Source organism: Serratia sp. CY74737, from assembly GCF_052166775.1.
Taxonomy (GTDB): Bacteria; Pseudomonadota; Gammaproteobacteria; order Enterobacterales; family Enterobacteriaceae; genus Serratia; species Serratia ureilytica.
The window spans coordinates 330,292-345,632 of record NZ_JBJNOF010000006.1 but is presented as its reverse complement, the minus strand read 5'-3'; the positions used below and the strand labels follow the sequence as shown (position 1 = coordinate 345,632).

15 protein-coding genes are annotated in these 15,341 nt (G+C 62.0%); 9 read left to right on the top strand and 6 right to left on the bottom strand.

Going from position 1 to position 15,341, the window contains the following annotated elements:
• Positions 1-20: 20 nt before the first annotated feature.
• Genes ACJ8PE_RS11045 through ACJ8PE_RS11035 form a run of 3 tightly spaced genes read right to left on the bottom strand, consistent with a single transcriptional unit; the run spans position 21 to position 4,593 of the window.
• Complete coding sequence (locus ACJ8PE_RS11045) at positions 21-1,256, bottom strand: c-type cytochrome (protein WP_404769042.1); 1,236 nt, start codon at positions 1,254-1,256, stop codon at positions 21-23.
• Positions 1,253-1,807 (bottom strand): (2Fe-2S)-binding protein, encoded by a 555-nt coding sequence (locus ACJ8PE_RS11040; protein WP_015379038.1) that lies wholly within the window; start codon positions 1,805-1,807, stop codon positions 1,253-1,255. The genes ACJ8PE_RS11045 and ACJ8PE_RS11040 overlap by 4 nt, the downstream gene beginning before the upstream one ends.
• A complete protein-coding gene (locus ACJ8PE_RS11035; RefSeq protein ID WP_197792684.1) occupies positions 1,804-4,593 on the bottom strand; it encodes a xanthine dehydrogenase family protein molybdopterin-binding subunit in 2,790 nt (929 codons plus the stop codon). Before ACJ8PE_RS11035 ends, ACJ8PE_RS11040 begins: the two co-directional genes overlap by 4 nt.
• 208 nt (positions 4,594-4,801) lie before the next feature.
• On the opposite strand from ACJ8PE_RS11035, the gene ACJ8PE_RS11030 reads away from it, so the two are divergent.
• Together ACJ8PE_RS11030 and ACJ8PE_RS11025 are read left to right on the top strand one after the other, a co-directional pair.
• Positions 4,802-5,386, top strand: a complete 585-nt coding sequence (locus ACJ8PE_RS11030) for a nucleotidyltransferase family protein (protein ID WP_047573692.1) — start codon at positions 4,802-4,804, stop codon at positions 5,384-5,386.
• Between the two features lie 8 nt (positions 5,387-5,394).
• Positions 5,395-6,447 carry an XdhC family protein gene (locus ACJ8PE_RS11025; protein WP_197759939.1) on the top strand — a complete coding sequence of 351 codons (1,053 nt, stop codon included), beginning with the start codon at positions 5,395-5,397 and terminating at the stop codon, positions 6,445-6,447.
• Here ACJ8PE_RS11025 and ACJ8PE_RS11020 read toward each other — a convergent pair.
• Together ACJ8PE_RS11020 and fumA are read right to left on the bottom strand one after the other, a co-directional pair.
• Entirely contained in the window at positions 6,371-7,237 is an 867-nt protein-coding gene (locus ACJ8PE_RS11020; RefSeq protein ID WP_033644684.1) for a helix-turn-helix domain-containing protein, read from the bottom strand. The genes ACJ8PE_RS11025 and ACJ8PE_RS11020 overlap by 77 nt on opposite strands.
• Before the next feature lie 151 nt (positions 7,238-7,388).
• Complete coding sequence (gene fumA / locus ACJ8PE_RS11015; protein ID WP_033644683.1) at positions 7,389-9,035, bottom strand: class I fumarate hydratase FumA; 1,647 nt, start codon at positions 9,033-9,035, stop codon at positions 7,389-7,391.
• Positions 9,036-9,384: 349 nt separating this feature from the next.
• On the opposite strand from fumA, the gene ACJ8PE_RS11010 reads away from it, so the two are divergent.
• From ACJ8PE_RS11010 to ruvX, 6 genes are all read left to right on the top strand, one after another.
• On the top strand, positions 9,385-9,897 hold the full coding sequence (locus tag ACJ8PE_RS11010) for a SprT family zinc-dependent metalloprotease (RefSeq protein WP_033651326.1): 513 nt from the start codon (positions 9,385-9,387) through the stop codon (positions 9,895-9,897).
• A gap of 101 nt (positions 9,898-9,998) precedes the next feature.
• Positions 9,999-10,694 carry a deoxyribonuclease I gene (gene endA, locus ACJ8PE_RS11005; protein WP_025304243.1) on the top strand — a complete coding sequence of 232 codons (696 nt, stop codon included), beginning with the start codon at positions 9,999-10,001 and terminating at the stop codon, positions 10,692-10,694.
• A 69-nt stretch (positions 10,695-10,763) separates the two neighbouring features.
• Complete coding sequence (gene rsmE / locus ACJ8PE_RS11000) at positions 10,764-11,495, top strand: 16S rRNA (uracil(1498)-N(3))-methyltransferase (RefSeq protein ID WP_025304244.1); 732 nt, start codon at positions 10,764-10,766, stop codon at positions 11,493-11,495.
• A 10-nt stretch (positions 11,496-11,505) separates the two neighbouring features.
• Positions 11,506-12,456 (top strand): glutathione synthase, encoded by a 951-nt coding sequence (gene gshB / locus ACJ8PE_RS10995; protein WP_033651325.1) that lies wholly within the window; start codon positions 11,506-11,508, stop codon positions 12,454-12,456.
• Between the two features lie 147 nt (positions 12,457-12,603).
• Positions 12,604-13,167: a YqgE/AlgH family protein gene (locus tag ACJ8PE_RS10990; protein ID WP_004937452.1), complete on the top strand. Its 564-nt coding sequence runs from the start codon at positions 12,604-12,606 to the stop codon at positions 13,165-13,167.
• Positions 13,167-13,589 carry a Holliday junction resolvase RuvX gene (gene ruvX / locus ACJ8PE_RS10985; RefSeq protein WP_015379046.1) on the top strand — a complete coding sequence of 141 codons (423 nt, stop codon included), beginning with the start codon at positions 13,167-13,169 and terminating at the stop codon, positions 13,587-13,589. The genes ACJ8PE_RS10990 and ruvX overlap by 1 nt, the downstream gene beginning before the upstream one ends.
• Here ruvX and ACJ8PE_RS10980 read toward each other — a convergent pair.
• A complete protein-coding gene (locus tag ACJ8PE_RS10980; RefSeq protein WP_442536760.1) occupies positions 13,586-14,608 on the bottom strand; it encodes a type IV pilus twitching motility protein PilT in 1,023 nt (340 codons plus the stop codon). The genes ruvX and ACJ8PE_RS10980 overlap by 4 nt on opposite strands.
• Positions 14,609-14,628: 20 nt before the next feature.
• Between ACJ8PE_RS10980 and ACJ8PE_RS10975 the strand changes: the two genes are divergently transcribed.
• The gene (locus tag ACJ8PE_RS10975; RefSeq protein ID WP_033644673.1) at positions 14,629-15,336 is read left to right on the top strand and encodes a YggS family pyridoxal phosphate-dependent enzyme; all 708 of its coding nucleotides are present in this window, start codon (positions 14,629-14,631) and stop codon (positions 15,334-15,336) included.
• Positions 15,337-15,341: the final 5 nt, after the last annotated feature.

Sequence of the window (15,341 nt, the reverse complement as noted above, 5' to 3'; positions counted from 1 at the left end):
TTTTTTCGTCTGAACGCCGCTTACTTGCGCAGCGCTTTCACCTGCTCGGCGGTGATGTCCGCCGGTAAACCGCCCCAGGTCACCCGCAGGTAGTTTACCAGTTCCGCCACGTCGGCATCGCTCAGACGCTCGCCGAAGCCCGGCATGCTCTGCATGCTTTCACCGTTCGGGAACTGCTGGGCCGGCAGGCCGTCCAGCACCGACACGATCAGGTTCTTGCCGTCCGCCTGGCGCAGCGTGGCGTTATCGCGCATCGCCGGTGCGACGTGCGGTTTGCCTTCGCCTTCGCGCGCATGGCAGCCGGCGCACTGATCCAGATAGGTCATGCGCCCGGCATCGCTGCCCTGCCCCATTTTCACCGGCACTGCCGCCGGCGGCTGCTCGCCCATCAGATACAGCGCCAGCGCCTGATGGTCTTCCGGCGTCAAATGACGGGTGCTGAGATCCACCACCATATGCATCTCACTGAAGGCCGAACCCTGCGGCGCGAGGCCGGTGCCGAGGAAGCGGCTGACGTCCTGCGGCGTCCAGCCGCGCTGCGCCAAGCCGTGCGGCGTAATGTCCGGCGCCATGAAGCGGCCGAGATCGCCGCCCTGCATCGGCTTGCCGAGATCCATCTGCCCCAGCGCGCCGCGCGGCGTGTGGCATTCGCCACAGTGGCCCAGCACGTCGGCCAGATAGCGGCCGCGCTGCCATTGCGGCGAGCTGCCCTGCGAACTGGCCGGCAGCGGATCCTGGCTGCGGAACAGCAGATTCCAGCCGATCAGCGCCATGCGCTGGTTGAACGGGAACGGCATCTCGTTGGCCGGAATGGCCACGTCCACCGCCGGGCGCGTCATCAGGTAAGCGTAGATGTCATCGGCGTCCTGACGCGAAATGCCCTTGTACGAGGTGTAAGGCATCGCCGGGTACAGGTGCCGTCCGCCCGGCGCCACGCCCTGTGTCAGCGCCAGGAAGAAGTCGTCCTTGCTCCAGCGCCCGATGCCGTGGTCGGCCGACGGCGTCAGGTTGCTGCCGTAAATCGTGCCGAACGGCGTGTCCAGCGGATAGCCGCCGGCCAACGGCGCCCCACCGCTGGCGGTATGGCAGGCGGCGCAGTCGGCGGCCTGCGCCAGATAGCGGCCGCGCGCGATCTGTTCGGCGCTGGCGGTCACCTGCTGCACCGGGCCGTCGTAACGGCGGTTTTCCCGCCACCACAACAGCGCAATCACCACGATCGCCACCAGCACAATCAACATTGCGAGACGTTTTTTCATTGCGCCGTCTCCTTCAGCAGGCCCGGCGTTTTCAGCACCACGTCGCGCACCGCTTCGTAGTAGCGCACGTAGCCGGTGCAGCGGCAGATGTGGCTGTCCAGCGCCTGCTCGATAGCGTTCTCCAGCTGATCGCGGGCGATCGGCTCACGCTTGAGCTTTTCCACGAAGATGGTGGCGGCGTTGACGAAGCCTGGCGTGCAGTAGCCGCACTGGAAGCTGTAGTGCTCCAGAAACGCCTGCTGGATCGGCGACAGCTCAACCACCTCCCCCTGTTCGTCCACCCTGGCGTGGCCTTCGACGGTGCGCACTTTCTTGCCGTTGAAGAAATGCGCGCCGGTGATGCAGGTGCGCACCTCTTCGCTGGTGCCGCTCGGGTGATCGACAATAGCCACGCAGGCGTGGCAAATGCCCTGCCCGCAGCCGAGGCGCGAACCGGTCAAATCGAGATACTCGTGCAGGAAATCGATCATCATCAAGCCTTCCGGCACCTCGATCGGGCCGTACTGTTTCTCGTTGATGGTCAGGGAAATCGGCTGGGTTTTAATGCTCATTGTAATACCTCACGAATATTTTCTGCACGAACGGGCAAATCACGGAAACGGTGGCCGGTGGCGTCGGCAATGGCGTTGACCAGTGCGGCCACGATCGGGATCATCACCACTTCCGCCATGCCTTTCGGCGGATCGGTTTCCGACAGCGCCGGCAGGATGTCGCCGCTCTGTTTCCATACCGCCACGTCGCTGGCGCGCGGCAGGTGGTAACGGTTGAAGTTCCAGGTGCCGTTGCCCGGGCCGTCTTCGTACAGCGGTAAATATTCGTGCAGCGCATGGCCGATGCCCATCGCCAGCCCGCCCTGCAGTTGGCCGGAAACCAGTTCCGGCACGATCAGGTTGCCACACTCCATGATCGAGTGGTGATTCAGCAACTCCACCTGGCCGGTGGCGATATCCACCGCCACTTCCGCCAGCGTGCCGACGGCGCTGTAGTAGGTCACCGCCGCATTGTTGCGCTGGGTCGGCGGGTAGTAGACCTGCCCGCGCGCCAGCGGTTTGAATTCGCCGCCGGCGTTGCGCAGCGCCATGCCGTCGATCGGCAGGCGTTCGCTTTTGCCGTTCAACGTGAAATCGGCCTCCGCCCACTGCCAGCGGTTGAACACATGCACCGCCGCGCCGGTGACGCCGCCCATCTGATAAGCCGTCTTGGCCAGCAGCTCGAGGCTCAGCACCGACATGCCCGCCGCCGTCAGGCCGCCTTCGACCCAACGCGCATCTTCGCGCCGCACCACCAGCGGCGCCGCCTGGCCGCCGCCGATACCGGCCTGCCACAGCGCCATCGCCGCCGGCCACAGGCCGTGATCGAAGATCAGGCGCGCCGCTTCGCGGGTGCTGTGCGAGAAGTAATAGGCCGAGTTGCTGGCGCTCGACGGCGAACAGTAGCTCGGCGTCCAGTTGGGGTTGGTTTGCAGCTTATCCTGCTCTTCTTGCGACATCAGGTAAGGATCGCCGCTGGTGACCATCGGCAATACCGACCAGTCGGTGACCGAGAAGTGCGCTTCGTCGGCCGGTTTGCCCAGCCACTGCGCGCACAATACCGACTGCGAGGTCGACATGCCGGTGCCCATCTCCGCGCCGCTGTGATGCAGGGTGATGCGGCCGTCTTCGCTCAGCTCCACCCGGGCGAACGAGGTTTCCGCCCCGGTGCCGAAGTCTTTCTGCACGCAGCCGAAGCCGACGCCATAGCGCTTGCCGGGATGGCGGCTCTCAAACTCGGCCTTGCGTTCGGCGCGCTTAAGCCATATCTCATGCTTCGCCGCCTTTTCCAGTACTTCATCGGCGCGGATCGCACCGGCCGGGATCGCCCCCTGGGTGTTTTTCATGCCGGATTTCAGCACGTTGCGCAGGCGGAACTCGATCGGGTCAATCTTCAGCTCGGCGGCCAACTCATCCACCATCATCTCGGTGGCGGCCATGCTCTGCAGCGTGCCGTAACCGCGCGCCGAACCGGCGTCGATAGCGCGTGAAGCCAGCCCGACCGACGACAGATCGCTTTTCGGGAAGTAGTAAATCGACTGGGCGGCGGTTGCGCCGACCATCACCACCGAAGGGGTAAAGTTGCTGCGGCCGCCGCCGTCCGCGGTCATGTCACCGAGGAACGACTGCATGACGCCGGTCTGCTTATTCACCGCGATGCGGTAGTTCATGTCGAACGCGTGGCGCTTCAACGCCGTCTGGAACTGTTCGAAGCGATCGTTGGCCAGACGCACCGGGTGGCCGTCGCCATACATCGCCGCCACCGCGCCGTAATACGGGAAGTTGTAGTGGTCTTTCGAGCCGTAGCCCACGGTGTAGCACGGGTGCAGGATCAGCTGTTTCACCGGCGGATTGCGCTTGGCCAGCATGCGCGGCATCTCGTCGGCCACTTCCTGCGGCGACTGCGTCGGCACCACCAGATGCAGGGTTTGCGTCTGCGCGTCGAACCAGCCGTTGGCGTTGTCCGGCTCCAACGCCGAGGTGTCGATCGACTGCGTGGTGTAGCGGCGCGACATTACCAGCCAGTCGGCCGGCGGATTCGCCAACTCGTCGGCGATCAGGCCCGCATAGCGCATGCCTTCCTGATCCAGCTTGCCGCCCTCGCGCCCTTCCGGCCACACCGGCAGGTGTTTTTTCATCGATACCGGGAAGATCGGCGTGTCCTTCAGGCTGGAGAAGCGATCGTCGTCGAACGGCTGTTCTCCCCCCACCCGCACATAGCGGAAGCTGCCCCAGGGATCGCGCTCGAGCGGGCCGGTTACCGCGCCGTATTTGATGGTTTCTTCGCGGAATTTCAGCTTGTCCTTGGCGAAGCGGAAACGGGCGAAGTCGTGATAGATCAGGATCGCCACCGCCTGGCCGAGGTAGGCCGGAGTTTTGCCGCTCGGCAGCAGCATGTCGTCACCGTAGAACGCCGGAAAGGCCAGGCCGTCGCGCGCCAGATCTTCCGCCGTCACCAGGCGATCCGGCTGCAGATCGTCCCCCAACAGCGACAGATCGACCCCTTCGAACAACCGGTCGGCCTTGGTCACGCGCAGAATGAAGGCGTGCGCCTGTTTCTGCGGCCAGTGCGGCATGTCCACCGCGCGGATATCGCGCGCGAACACCTTCTGCCCCATGACCTTGGCGCGGCCGTCGATACGGAAACGCACGCGCTTGGCCTGCGGATCCCAATTGGGCGACTGGAGGATTTTTTGCTCGAACAGCGCGGCGTAGGCGCGGCTGTACAGGGGCGCGAGGTACACGGATACCCCCGCAATCACGGCGCTTTTGATAAAGCGACGCCGCGACGGGTTGAAATTGCTCATAAATAAGTCCTTCACGTCTTTCTTGTAATTGGTTTTTGTTCGCGGTGTTGTTGCGCAAACGCTGACGACCTTGCCGTAGACGTCATAAGCATATGCTTATAACTAAAATTATGTGATGATTAACAGGCTGTTTTCAACAAAAAAACATTTGCAAAACACATAAGGTTTGTACGCTAATAAATAATTTGCGCAAACGCGGGCTTGAACCATGATCACGGGCATCATTATTACCGCCGCCGGACGCGGGGAGCGCTTTATTCGGGCCGGCGGCCAGGGCAACAAACTGAACGCCGGGTTTGCCGATGCGGCGGGCGAGCGGCGTTCGCTGTTCGAACACACCCTGCGCCAGGCGCTGGCTTCCGAGCTGCCGGTGCAGGTGGTGACCCGTCCGGATAATCTGCCGGTGCTGGCAGCCTGCGCCGCCAATCAGGTGCCGGTTACCCTGCTCGCCAGCGCGGGCCTCGGCGACTCGATCGCCGCAGGCGTTGCGGCCACGCCGCACTGGCAAGGCTGGCTGATCCATCTGGCCGATATGCCGTTCGTCGGCGCCGACGTTTTCCGGCAGGTGGCGAGCGCCTTACGGCAACACGCGATCGTACGCCCCAGCTATGCGCAACAGCCCGGTCACCCGGTCGGCTTTTCCGCCCTATTGCGCAAACAACTTTGCCAACTGCGCGGCGATAATGGCGCCCGTGGGCTGTTGCAAGGCGCAGCGGTGCACCTGTTGCCACTTGAACACCCCGGCGTCGTGCAGGATATTGATCTTCCATCGCAACTTCCGGCCAGCGAGTAAATTCACCTATGCAACATCTTGATGTCACCGTGGTCAGCCAGGCGATAAGCTGGCTGCAACACCAGCCGGTCTGGTTATGCACCGTCCTCAGCACCTATGGTTCTTCGCCGCGCTCGCCGGGCGCGCTGATGGCGGCGACCCACGACGGCCGCTACAGCGGTTCGTTGTCGGGCGGGTGCGTGGAGGAGGACTTTCTGGGCCGCGTGGCCGCCGGGGAGTATCAGGCGGCCAGCCAGGTGATCCGTTACGGCGAAGGCGGTATGACGCCCAATGTAGCGCTGCCGTGCGGCGGCGTGCTGGACGTGCTGATCGAGTATCTGCCGGCGGGAGAAGCCAGCGTCGCTTACCTGCGACGCATCGCCGGCGCGCTGGAAGGGCATCACGCGTTGATCAAACGCCTGACGCTGCCCCACGCCTGCCACAGCCTCGAGCAGAGTCATTTCACCAGCGCCACCCAGGTGGAACGCCGGCTCGAACAGATTACCCTGCATATCGCGGCTGCACCGCGCCTGCTGATCGCCGGGCTGTCCAGCGTGGCGCTGTACTGCGCCGATTTCGCCGTGGCGCTGGGGTTTGAGGTGCTGGTTTGCGAGAATCGCCCGGAGGCGCTGGATAACTTCGCCGCCGAGTTAAAACCGGGCGTGACGCTGCTGCGCCAGTTTCCGGCCAAGTTCATTGAGGACGGCGGTTGCCACGCCAATACCGCCGTCGTGGCGCTGACCCACGATCCGCGTATGGACGATCTAACGCTGATGGAAGCGATCCACACTCCGGCGTTTTACATCGGCGCCATGGGATCGCTGAGAAACAGCGCGCGGCGGCGCCAGCGGTTGCAGCAGATTGCCGAATTCACGCCGCAGGAGTTGGAACGCATCCATGCGCCGATCGGCCTGCCGCTGGGCAGCAAAACGCCGGCGGAGATCGCCCTGGCGGTGATGGCGGCGATCGTGCAGCAGAAAAACCGGCGGCCGGCCGCCGACGGGATCAGTGCAGCGGCACCACCGGCACCAGATGCTGCAGCTCCAGATGCAGCTCCTCTTTCCCGCTCAGCGAATAGCTGAACACCGTCATGTCCGGCCCGTCACCGCGGGCCAGCCCCATTTCGGGCAGCACCTGCGTGTAAATTTTAATGATGTGATCATTGAGCGCCACCGGCTTGCCGGAATAGCGAAAACGGCAAAACTCGCCGTGGATCTCCGGCAGCGGCTCCAGCGCCACGCCTTCACGCAGCGGATAGTCCGTCGTCACGCCCAGGGTATAGTCGACTCTGACCCGCTCGCCGTCCGGCACCAGTTGGGTAAACGAATAGGTTTGCGTCGGGCGCTCGCCCAACAAGGTGTAAAACTGCGCCCGCAGCGCGCTGCGCTGCGGCAGATGCGACTTATCCAACCTCTCTATGTCCAGGTGGTAAGCGTACTGCTTGCCGTGAAAAGCGTATTGCCCTCTGGCGATGCTGACGCGTTCAACCTCAATATCGCCGGGCTGGCTGGCCGCGAGTGAACGCACCAGATTGCTGAAGTCCTGTTTGCGGGCATGACGATAAACGCTGGGCGACTCGGCGAAGTGTTTCTTGAAACAGCGCGAGAACGTCTGCTGATTATCGAATTGATATTCAACCGAAATGTCCAGAATGCTCTTCTGCGTGAAGCGCAAGGCGAAGGCGGCGAGGTAGAGGCGACGAGCGCGGATGTAGGAGGCTAACGATAATCCGGTCTGCTTCTTGAACATGCGCTGCAGGTACCATTTCGTATAGCCTGACTTGGCGGAAACGATATCCAACGACAGCGGATTGGTCAGGTTGTCTTCAATCCAGACCAGCAATTCCCTGATGTGACTTTCCTGCGTACCCATGTGCTTGCCGAACCTTATGTTACCGATATTCCATTAGTCGAATTTTAGTGCTATCCGCGTAGGGTATACAGGTTAAAACTCGCCGTCCAGCAAGCTACAGGACTTTACACAGTCCCCCTTCACCGCCCGCGAGCGGCGAAGGGGGCAACGCTTATTTCAGGCAGCTGGCGCATTGGCCGGCCTGGATCTTCTGGAAGAAGTCATTGCCTTTGTCATCCACCAGGATAAACGCCGGGAAATCTTCCACTTCGATTTTCCAGATCGCTTCCATGCCCAATTCAGGGTACTCCACGCACTCCAGGCTCTTGATGCTCTGCTGCGCCAGTACCGCCGCCGGGCCGCCGATGCTGCCGAGGTAGAAGCCGCCGTGCTTGTGGCAGGCATCCGTCACCTGCTGGCTGCGGTTGCCTTTCGCCAGCATGATCATGCTGCCGCCGTGAGATTGCAGCAGATCGACGTAGGAATCCATACGCCCGGCGGTGGTCGGCCCCAAGGAACCGGACGCATAGCCTTCCGGCGTTTTAGCCGGGCCGGCGTAGTAGATCGGGTGATCCTTGACGTACTGCGGCAGGCCTTCACCGCGATCCAGGCGCTCTTTCAGCTTGGCGTGCGCGATATCGCGGCCAACGATGATGGTGCCGCTCAGCGACAGGCGCGTGGAAACCGGGTACTGTGACAGCTGTTTGAGGATCTCGGCCATCGGACGGTTGAGATCGACCTTGATCGCCTCGCCTTCCCCGGCCTGGCGCAGCTCCTGAGGAATGAATTTACCCGGATTGTGCTCCAGTTTTTCCAGCCAGATGCCGTCGCGGTTAATCTTGCCTTTGATGTTGCGGTCCGCCGAACAGGAAACGCCCATGCCGACCGGGCAGGAGGCGCCATGACGCGGCAGACGCACGACGCGGATATCGTGCGCGAAGTATTTGCCGCCGAACTGCGCGCCCAGCCCCAGGTTCTGCGCTTCTTGCAGCAGTTCAGCTTCGAGTTCCAGATCGCGGAACGCCTGACCATGCTCGTTGCCTTCGGTCGGCAGGCCATCGTAATACTTGGTCGAGGCCAGTTTGACGGTTTTCAGCGTCGCTTCCGCCGAGGTGCCGCCGATGACGAACGCCACGTGGTACGGCGGGCAGGCCGCAGTGCCCAGCGTGCGCATCTTGTCGACCAGGTAGTTTTTCAGCTTGCCCGGCGACAGCAGCGCCTTGGTTTCCTGATACAGATAGGTTTTGTTGGCTGAACCGCCGCCCTTGGCGATGCACAAGAACTTGTATTCTTCGCCGTCAACGCTGTAGAGATCGATCTGCGCCGGCAGGTTGCTGCCGGTATTGACCTCTTTGTACATATCCAGCGCGGCGTTCTGCGAATAGCGCAGGTTCTCTTCGATGTAGGTGTTGTACACCCCACGCGACAACGCTTCTTCATCGCCGCCGCCGGTCCAGACGCGCTGGCCCTTTTTGCCGACGATGATCGCCGTGCCGGTGTCCTGGCAGGTCGGTAAAATACCCTTGGCGGCGATTTCTGAGTTACGCAGAAATTGCAGCGCAACGTACTTGTCGTTTTCGCTGGCGTCCGGATCTTTGAGGATATCGGCCACCTGCTGTTGGTGCGCCGGGCGCAGCATGAACGAGGCGTCGTGGAACGCATGCTGGGCAAGCAGGGTTAACGCTTCAGGGGCAACTTTCAGTATTTCCTGGCCTTCAAACTCGCTCACGGAAACGTGGTCGCGGCTCAGCAGATAATATTCGGTATCGTCTTTCTTCAGCGGGAACGGATCTTGATAGTGGAACGGTTTATTCGACATTGATCTCTCACTTGCAACATCAGCTGCGTTAAATTCACACGTGCGGCGCGCGAGGCGGCGCCTTGTCAAAAAACTGCCTCCACCTTACGTATTTTTAATCAGTCAGTTATTGCGCCAAATCGCAAAATAACCGCTCTTTGCGTAAGGGATTACCACAGGCGGCGTTTCAACCTTGCTCGGTGAGAACTGCGGGTACAGGCTCATCATGCACGCTTTATTATCCCGCAGTTAACACATTGATTACAATCCATCGGTGGCGATCGCTTTATCAATGTGGCGAAAAAGCGCCGGATGCGATTTGCGCCGGTGCGTATTGTCAGCCGCCGCGCCATTGCTTAAGCTAGCCGCAATGAACAAACCGAGAATCCCCATCGCGCTGCAACAAGCGGTGATGCGCTGCCTGCGAGAAAAGCTGCAGTTGGCCCGCCGGCATTTTGCCGTCGAGTTCCCCGAACCCAGCATCGTCTATCAGCAACGCGGCACCAGCGCGGGCACCGCCTGGCTGCAAAGCTGGGAAATCCGCCTGAACCCGGTGCTGCTGCTGGAAAACCAACAGCCGTTTATCGATGAAGTGGTGCCGCACGAACTGGCGCACCTGCTGGTGTTTCGCCAATTTGGCCGGGTGGCGCCGCACGGCCGCGAATGGCGCTGGATGATGGAAAGCGTGCTGCTGACCCCCGCCAGCCGCACTCACCGTTTCGAAACCGCCTCGGTGCAAAGCAAGACCTTCCCCTACCGCTGCGCCTGTGGGCAGCACCCGCTCACCATTCGCCGCCATAACCGCGTGCTGCGCGGCGAAAGCGAATACCGCTGCCGCCGGTGCGGCGAAAAACTGAAATTTCTTGCTAGCGAGAACCTTTAGTTAAACGATTTATACGTTAAAACAAGCAAATATCGCCATTTGCCACTACCGGCAAGTTCCGTTACCCTGCCTGCTTTTCCAATTTTGAGCTGTTTTGGAATATGCTTCGCAGAATTTTGTTTATGGCGGTTTTCGCCGCAGGCGCCGTACAGGCACACGGCATCAATAACTTTTCTCAGGCCAAGGCGGCGGCGGCCAAGATTAACCAGGATGCGCCGGGCAGCTTTTACTGCGGCTGCCGCATCGACTGGCAAGGCAAGAAGGGCATCCCGGATCTCGCCGGCTGCGGCTATCAGGTGCGTAAAAACGCCCAGCGCGCGCAGCGCATCGAGTGGGAACACGTGGTGCCGGCCTGGCAGTTCGGCCACCAACTGCAGTGCTGGCAAGACGGCGGACGCAAAAACTGCAATAAGGACGCCACCTATCGCCAGATAGAAACCGATCTGCACAACCTGCAGCCGGCGATCGGCGAAGTGAACGGCGACCGCAACAACTTCATGTACAGCCAATGGAACGGCGGCGCAGGCCAATACGGGCAGTGCCCAATGAAGGTGGACTTCAAGAATAAACAGGCGGAGCCGCCCGCCCGCGCCCGCGGCGCCATTGCCCGCACCTACTTCTACATGCGCGATCGCTACCAGCTGCGGCTGTCACGCCAGCAAACCCAACTATTTGAGGTGTGGAACCGGCAATATCCGGTGAGCCAATGGGAATGTCAGCGTGAAGCACGTATCGCCAAGGTGCAGGGCAACCACAACCCCTATATTCAACAGGCTTGTCAGCAGCGGAAAAGCTAACCTACTATAGCCTTTATCTTTCATGGCGCCGCCAACCCGCGGCGCCGTTTCGTCAGGATCAGACTACCCATGCGCATACCCCGCATTTACCATCCGCAGCCGTTGACCGACCGGGCGGAGATCGCCCTCAGCGAGGACGCCGCCAACCACGTCGGGCGCGTGCTGCGCATGAGCGCCGGCCAGGCGCTGCAGCTGTTCGACGGCAGCAACCAGGTGTTCGACGCCGAGATAGTCCGGGTGGACAAAAAGAGCGTGCTGGTGCGCCTCGGCGACGGCCGCGTGGAGGACATCGAATCGCCGCTCAACCTGCATCTGGGCCAGGTGATCTCGCGCGGCGAGAAGATGGAGTTCACCATCCAGAAATCCATCGAGCTGGGCGTCAACGTCATCACCCCGCTGTTTTCCGAGCGCTGCGGCGTCAAGTTGGACGGCGAGCGTCTGGCGAAGAAAATCCAACAATGGCAGAAGATCGCCATCGCCGCCTGCGAACAGTGCGGCCGCAACCGCATTCCCGAAATCCGCGAGGCGATGTCGCTGGAGGCCTGGTGCGCCGAGCAGGACGGCAGCCTGAAACTCAACCTGCACCCGCGCGCCAGCCACAGCATCAACACGCTGCCGCAGCCGGTAGACCGCGTTCGCCTGCTGATCGGCCCGGAAGGCGGTTTGTCCGCCGACGAAATCGCCATGACCACCGACCACGGATTTACTGATATTCTGCTGGGACCACGCGTTCTGCGTACCGAAACCACAGCGCTCACCGCCATTACCGCTCTGCAGGTCCGCTTCGGCGACCTGGGTTAAAGGAGAAAAGATGATTAAGCTCGGCATCGTGATGGATCCTATCGATTCCATCAACATCAAGAAAGACACCAGCTTCGCCATGCTGCTCGAAGCGCAGCGCCGCGGTTACGAATTGCACTACATGGAGATGAACGATCTCTATCTGCACGCCGGTGACGGGCGCGCCCGCACCCGCCTGCTGAGCGTGAAGGAAGACAAGGAGAGCTGGTTCAGCTTCGGCGCCGAGCAGGATCTGGCGCTGCACGATCTGGACGTGATCCTGATGCGCAAGGATCCGCCGTTCGATACCGAATACATCTACGCGACCTACATTCTGGAACGCGCCGAAGTCAAAGGCACGCTGGTGGTCAACAAGCCGCAAAGCCTGCGCGACTGCAACGAGAAGCTGTTCACCGCCTGGTTCTCGGAACTGACGCCGGATACGCTGGTCAGCCGCAGCGCCGCGCACATCCGCAAATTCCACCAGCAGCACGGCGACATCATCCTGAAACCGCTGGACGGCATGGGCGGCGCGTCTATCTTCCGCGTGAAGCAGGACGATCCTAACCTGTCGGTGATCATCGAAACCCTGACCGAACACGGCAGCCGTTTCTGCATGGCGCAGAACTTCCTGCCGGCGATCAAGGACGGCGACAAGCGCATCCTGGTGGTGGACGGCGAGCCGGTGCCTTACTGCCTGGCGCGCATTCCGGCGCAGGGCGAGACCCGCGGCAACCTGGCGGCCGGCGGCCGCGGCGAAGCGCGCCCGCTGAGCGAAAGCGACTGGAAAATTGCCCGCGCCGTCGCCCCGACGCTGAAAGAGAAAGGGCTGATCTTCGTCGGCCTGGACGTGATCGGCGATCGCCTGACCGAAATCAACGTCACCAGCCCAACCTGCGCGCGCGAGATCGAGGCGGCATTCCCGATTTCGATTACCGGCATGCTGATGGACGCCATTGAAAAGCGCCTGGCGGCGAAGTAATGCGTCATGCGGGCGGCATGCCGCCCGCTATTCTGTATCGCGCCCGCCAAAACCCGCCTTTCCGGCAGCGGCTTGAAAGGCGGCGGGTATAGCCGCATACTGGCGGCTGTTTATTTTCTCACCCATTGATTACCTTATACTAACGCCATGAATTTACAGCACCATTTTCTGATCGCCATGCCAACGCTGCAGGATCCTCGCTTCAAGCGCTCGGTGATTTACATTTGCGAGCACAATGAAGAAGGCGCCATGGGTTTGGTGATCAATAAACCGGTGGAGCAGTTCACGGTAGCCACGGTGCTGAGCAAGCTGAAGATCATGCCGCCTGCGCGCGATCCGGCCATCAGCCTGGACAAGCCGGTGTTCGCCGGCGGCCCCCTGGCGGACGATCGCGGGTTTATCCTGCATACGCCGCGCCACGGCTTCGGCGCCAGCATTCAAATTTCGCCCAACACCATGATCACCACCTCGAAAGACGTGCTGGAAACGCTCGGCACGCCGGAGCAACCGGACGACGTGCTGGTGGCGCTGGGTTATGCGGGTTGGGAAAAGGGCCAGTTGGAGCAGGAAGTATTGGAAAACGCCTGGCTGACCATCGAAGCCAACACCGACATTTTGTTCCGCACGCCGATCGCCAGCCGCTGGCGCGAGGCGGGGAACCTTTTGGGTATCGACATTCGCAGCATCGCCAACCACGCAGGACACGCCTGATGAGTAACCGCACCATTATCGCCTTCGACTTTGGCACCAAAAGCATCGGCGCGGCCGTCGGCCAGGAGTTGACCGGCAGCGCCCGCGCCCTGCCGGCTTTCAAAGCGCAGGACGGTTCGCCGGACTGGCTGAAAATCGAAAAACTGCTGAAGGAGTGGCAGCCGGATTTGGTGGTGGTCGGCCTGCCGCTGAACATGGACGGCACCGAACAGCCCGTTACCGCCCAGGCGCGCAAGTTCGCCAACCGCCTGCACGGCCGCTTCGGCATCCAGATCGATCTGCATGACGAGCGTCTGAGCACCGTGGAGGCGCGCGCCAACCTATTCGATCGCGGCGGCTTCCGCGCGCTTGATAAAGGCAGCGTGGATTCCGCCTCCGCGGTGGTTATCCTCGAAAGCTGGTTCGAACGGCAGCTGGGCTAAACGCCCGTTCCCTCCCCCGCGCAGTCCCCCAACACACCGGCGTCGATCCGCTGCTGCAAACCTTGCTCAAAGGTTTGCATGCCGGACTGCGCGCCGGTTTGCAACACGCTCGCCAACTGATGCGTTTTCCCTTCACGGATCAGGTTGCTGACCGCCGCCGTCGCCGTCAGCACTTCAAAGATCGCCACTCGTCCGCCGCCGGGGCGCTTCATCAGCTTTTGCGCGATCACCGCTTGCAGGCTGCCCGCCAGCTGGGCGCGCACATAGGGTTTCTCTTCCGCCGGAAACACGTCCACCAGCCGTTCTACCGCCTGCGGCGCGCTGCGGGTATGCAGCGTCGCCAGCACCAGGTGGCCGGTCTCCGCCGCAGTGAGCGCCAGCCGGATGGTGGCGGTATCGCGCAGCTCGCCCAGCAGGATCACATCCGGATCTTCGCGCAGCGCGGCGCGCAACGCCGCATCGAAGCTGTGGCTGTCGCGGCCGATCTCCCGCTGCTGGATCAGCGATCGCCGGCTGCGGTGCAGGAACTCGATCGGATCTTCCAGCGTCAAAATATGCCGCTGCTGGTGCCGGTTGATCTCGTCGATCATCGCCGCCAGCGTGGTGGACTTGCCGCTGCCGGTGGCGCCGGTGACCAGGATCAATCCGTCGGCGCGCCGCAGCAGCGCCGGGACGATGGCCGGCGCCGCCAGCTCGGCAAGCGAAGGCGATTGCCCGGCGATACGCCGCAACGCGAGAGAAATCCACGCGCTTTGTTGAAAAACGTTGGCGCGCAACCGCTCCCCGCCCGGCCTGTGCAACGCCAGATCGACCTGCCCCAGCCGCCGCAGGCTCTCGCGCTGCTGCGCATTCAGCAATCCATCGCAGAGGGCCTGCGCGCCTTGCGCCGTCAGCGTTTGCGCCGCCGCCAGCGGTTGCAGTTCACCGTCGATGCGCAACATCGGCGGATGACCGGCACAAAGGTGCAGATCGGAAGCATTATGCTTTACACTAAGGGCCACGAATTCATCGATATCCATATCACTCTCCCGGGTCAATAATGAGCACTATCCAACAGAACCTGCAGGATGTCAGAAACCGCATCGCGGCCGCCGCGCAAAACTGCGCGCGGGCGCCGGAAGACGTTGCTCTGCTTGCAGTCAGCAAAACCAAACCTGTGGCGGCGATCGAAGAAGCCATCGCCGCCGGCCAGCGCGCCTTCGGCGAGAACTACGTGCAGGAAGGGGTAGACAAGATCCGGCATTTCGCCGAGTCGTCGCAGGGCGGTGAGTTGGTGTGGCACTTTATCGGCCCGCTGCAATCCAATAAGAGTCGGCTGGTGGCGGAACATTTCGCCTGGTGTCATACCGTGGATCGGCTGCGCATCGCCCAGCGTCTGAGCGATCAGCGCCCGGCCGACATGCCGCCGCTCAACGTGCTGATTCAAATCAACATCAGCGATGAGCAGAGCAAATCCGGCATCGCGTTGAACGAACTGCCGGCGTTGGCCGACGCGATCGCGGCGCTGCCGAATCTGGCGCTGCGCGGCCTGATGGCCATCCCGGCGCCGGAAACGGATTATCAGCGGCAGTTGGCGGTATTCAGCCGGATGAACGACGCATTTCTCGCCCTGCGTCAGCGTTATCCGCAGGCCGATACGCTGTCGATGGGCATGACGGACGATATGGCGGCGGCGATCGCCGCAGGCAGCACCCTGGTGCGCATCGGCACCGCAATTTTTGGCGCCCGCGACTACTCGCAGGCCTGACAAAC

Bases quoted from the DNA above. Each gene is read 5' to 3' on its own strand.
- ACJ8PE_RS11045 (WP_404769042.1), bottom strand. From the start codon at position 1,256: ATGAAAAAACGTCTCGCAATGTTGATTGTGCTGGTGGCGATCGTGGTG.
- ACJ8PE_RS11040 (WP_015379038.1), bottom strand. From the start codon at position 1,807: ATGAGCATTAAAACCCAGCCGATTTCCCTGACCATCAACGAGAAACAG.
- ACJ8PE_RS11035 (WP_197792684.1), bottom strand. From the start codon at position 4,593: ATGAGCAATTTCAACCCGTCGCGGCGTCGCTTTATCAAAAGCGCCGTG.
- ACJ8PE_RS11030 (WP_047573692.1), top strand. From the start codon at position 4,802: ATGATCACGGGCATCATTATTACCGCCGCCGGACGCGGGGAGCGCTTT.
- ACJ8PE_RS11025 (WP_197759939.1), top strand. From the start codon at position 5,395: ATGCAACATCTTGATGTCACCGTGGTCAGCCAGGCGATAAGCTGGCTG.
- ACJ8PE_RS11020 (WP_033644684.1), bottom strand. From the start codon at position 7,237: ATGGGTACGCAGGAAAGTCACATCAGGGAATTGCTGGTCTGGATTGAA.
- fumA (WP_033644683.1), bottom strand. From the start codon at position 9,035: ATGTCGAATAAACCGTTCCACTATCAAGATCCGTTCCCGCTGAAGAAA.
- ACJ8PE_RS11010 (WP_033651326.1), top strand. From the start codon at position 9,385: ATGAACAAACCGAGAATCCCCATCGCGCTGCAACAAGCGGTGATGCGC.
- endA (WP_025304243.1), top strand. From the start codon at position 9,999: ATGCTTCGCAGAATTTTGTTTATGGCGGTTTTCGCCGCAGGCGCCGTA.
- rsmE (WP_025304244.1), top strand. From the start codon at position 10,764: ATGCGCATACCCCGCATTTACCATCCGCAGCCGTTGACCGACCGGGCG.
- gshB (WP_033651325.1), top strand. From the start codon at position 11,506: ATGATTAAGCTCGGCATCGTGATGGATCCTATCGATTCCATCAACATC.
- ACJ8PE_RS10990 (WP_004937452.1), top strand. From the start codon at position 12,604: ATGAATTTACAGCACCATTTTCTGATCGCCATGCCAACGCTGCAGGAT.
- ruvX (WP_015379046.1), top strand. From the start codon at position 13,167: ATGAGTAACCGCACCATTATCGCCTTCGACTTTGGCACCAAAAGCATC.
- ACJ8PE_RS10980 (WP_442536760.1), bottom strand. From the start codon at position 14,608: ATGGATATCGATGAATTCGTGGCCCTTAGTGTAAAGCATAATGCTTCC.
- ACJ8PE_RS10975 (WP_033644673.1), top strand. From the start codon at position 14,629: ATGAGCACTATCCAACAGAACCTGCAGGATGTCAGAAACCGCATCGCG.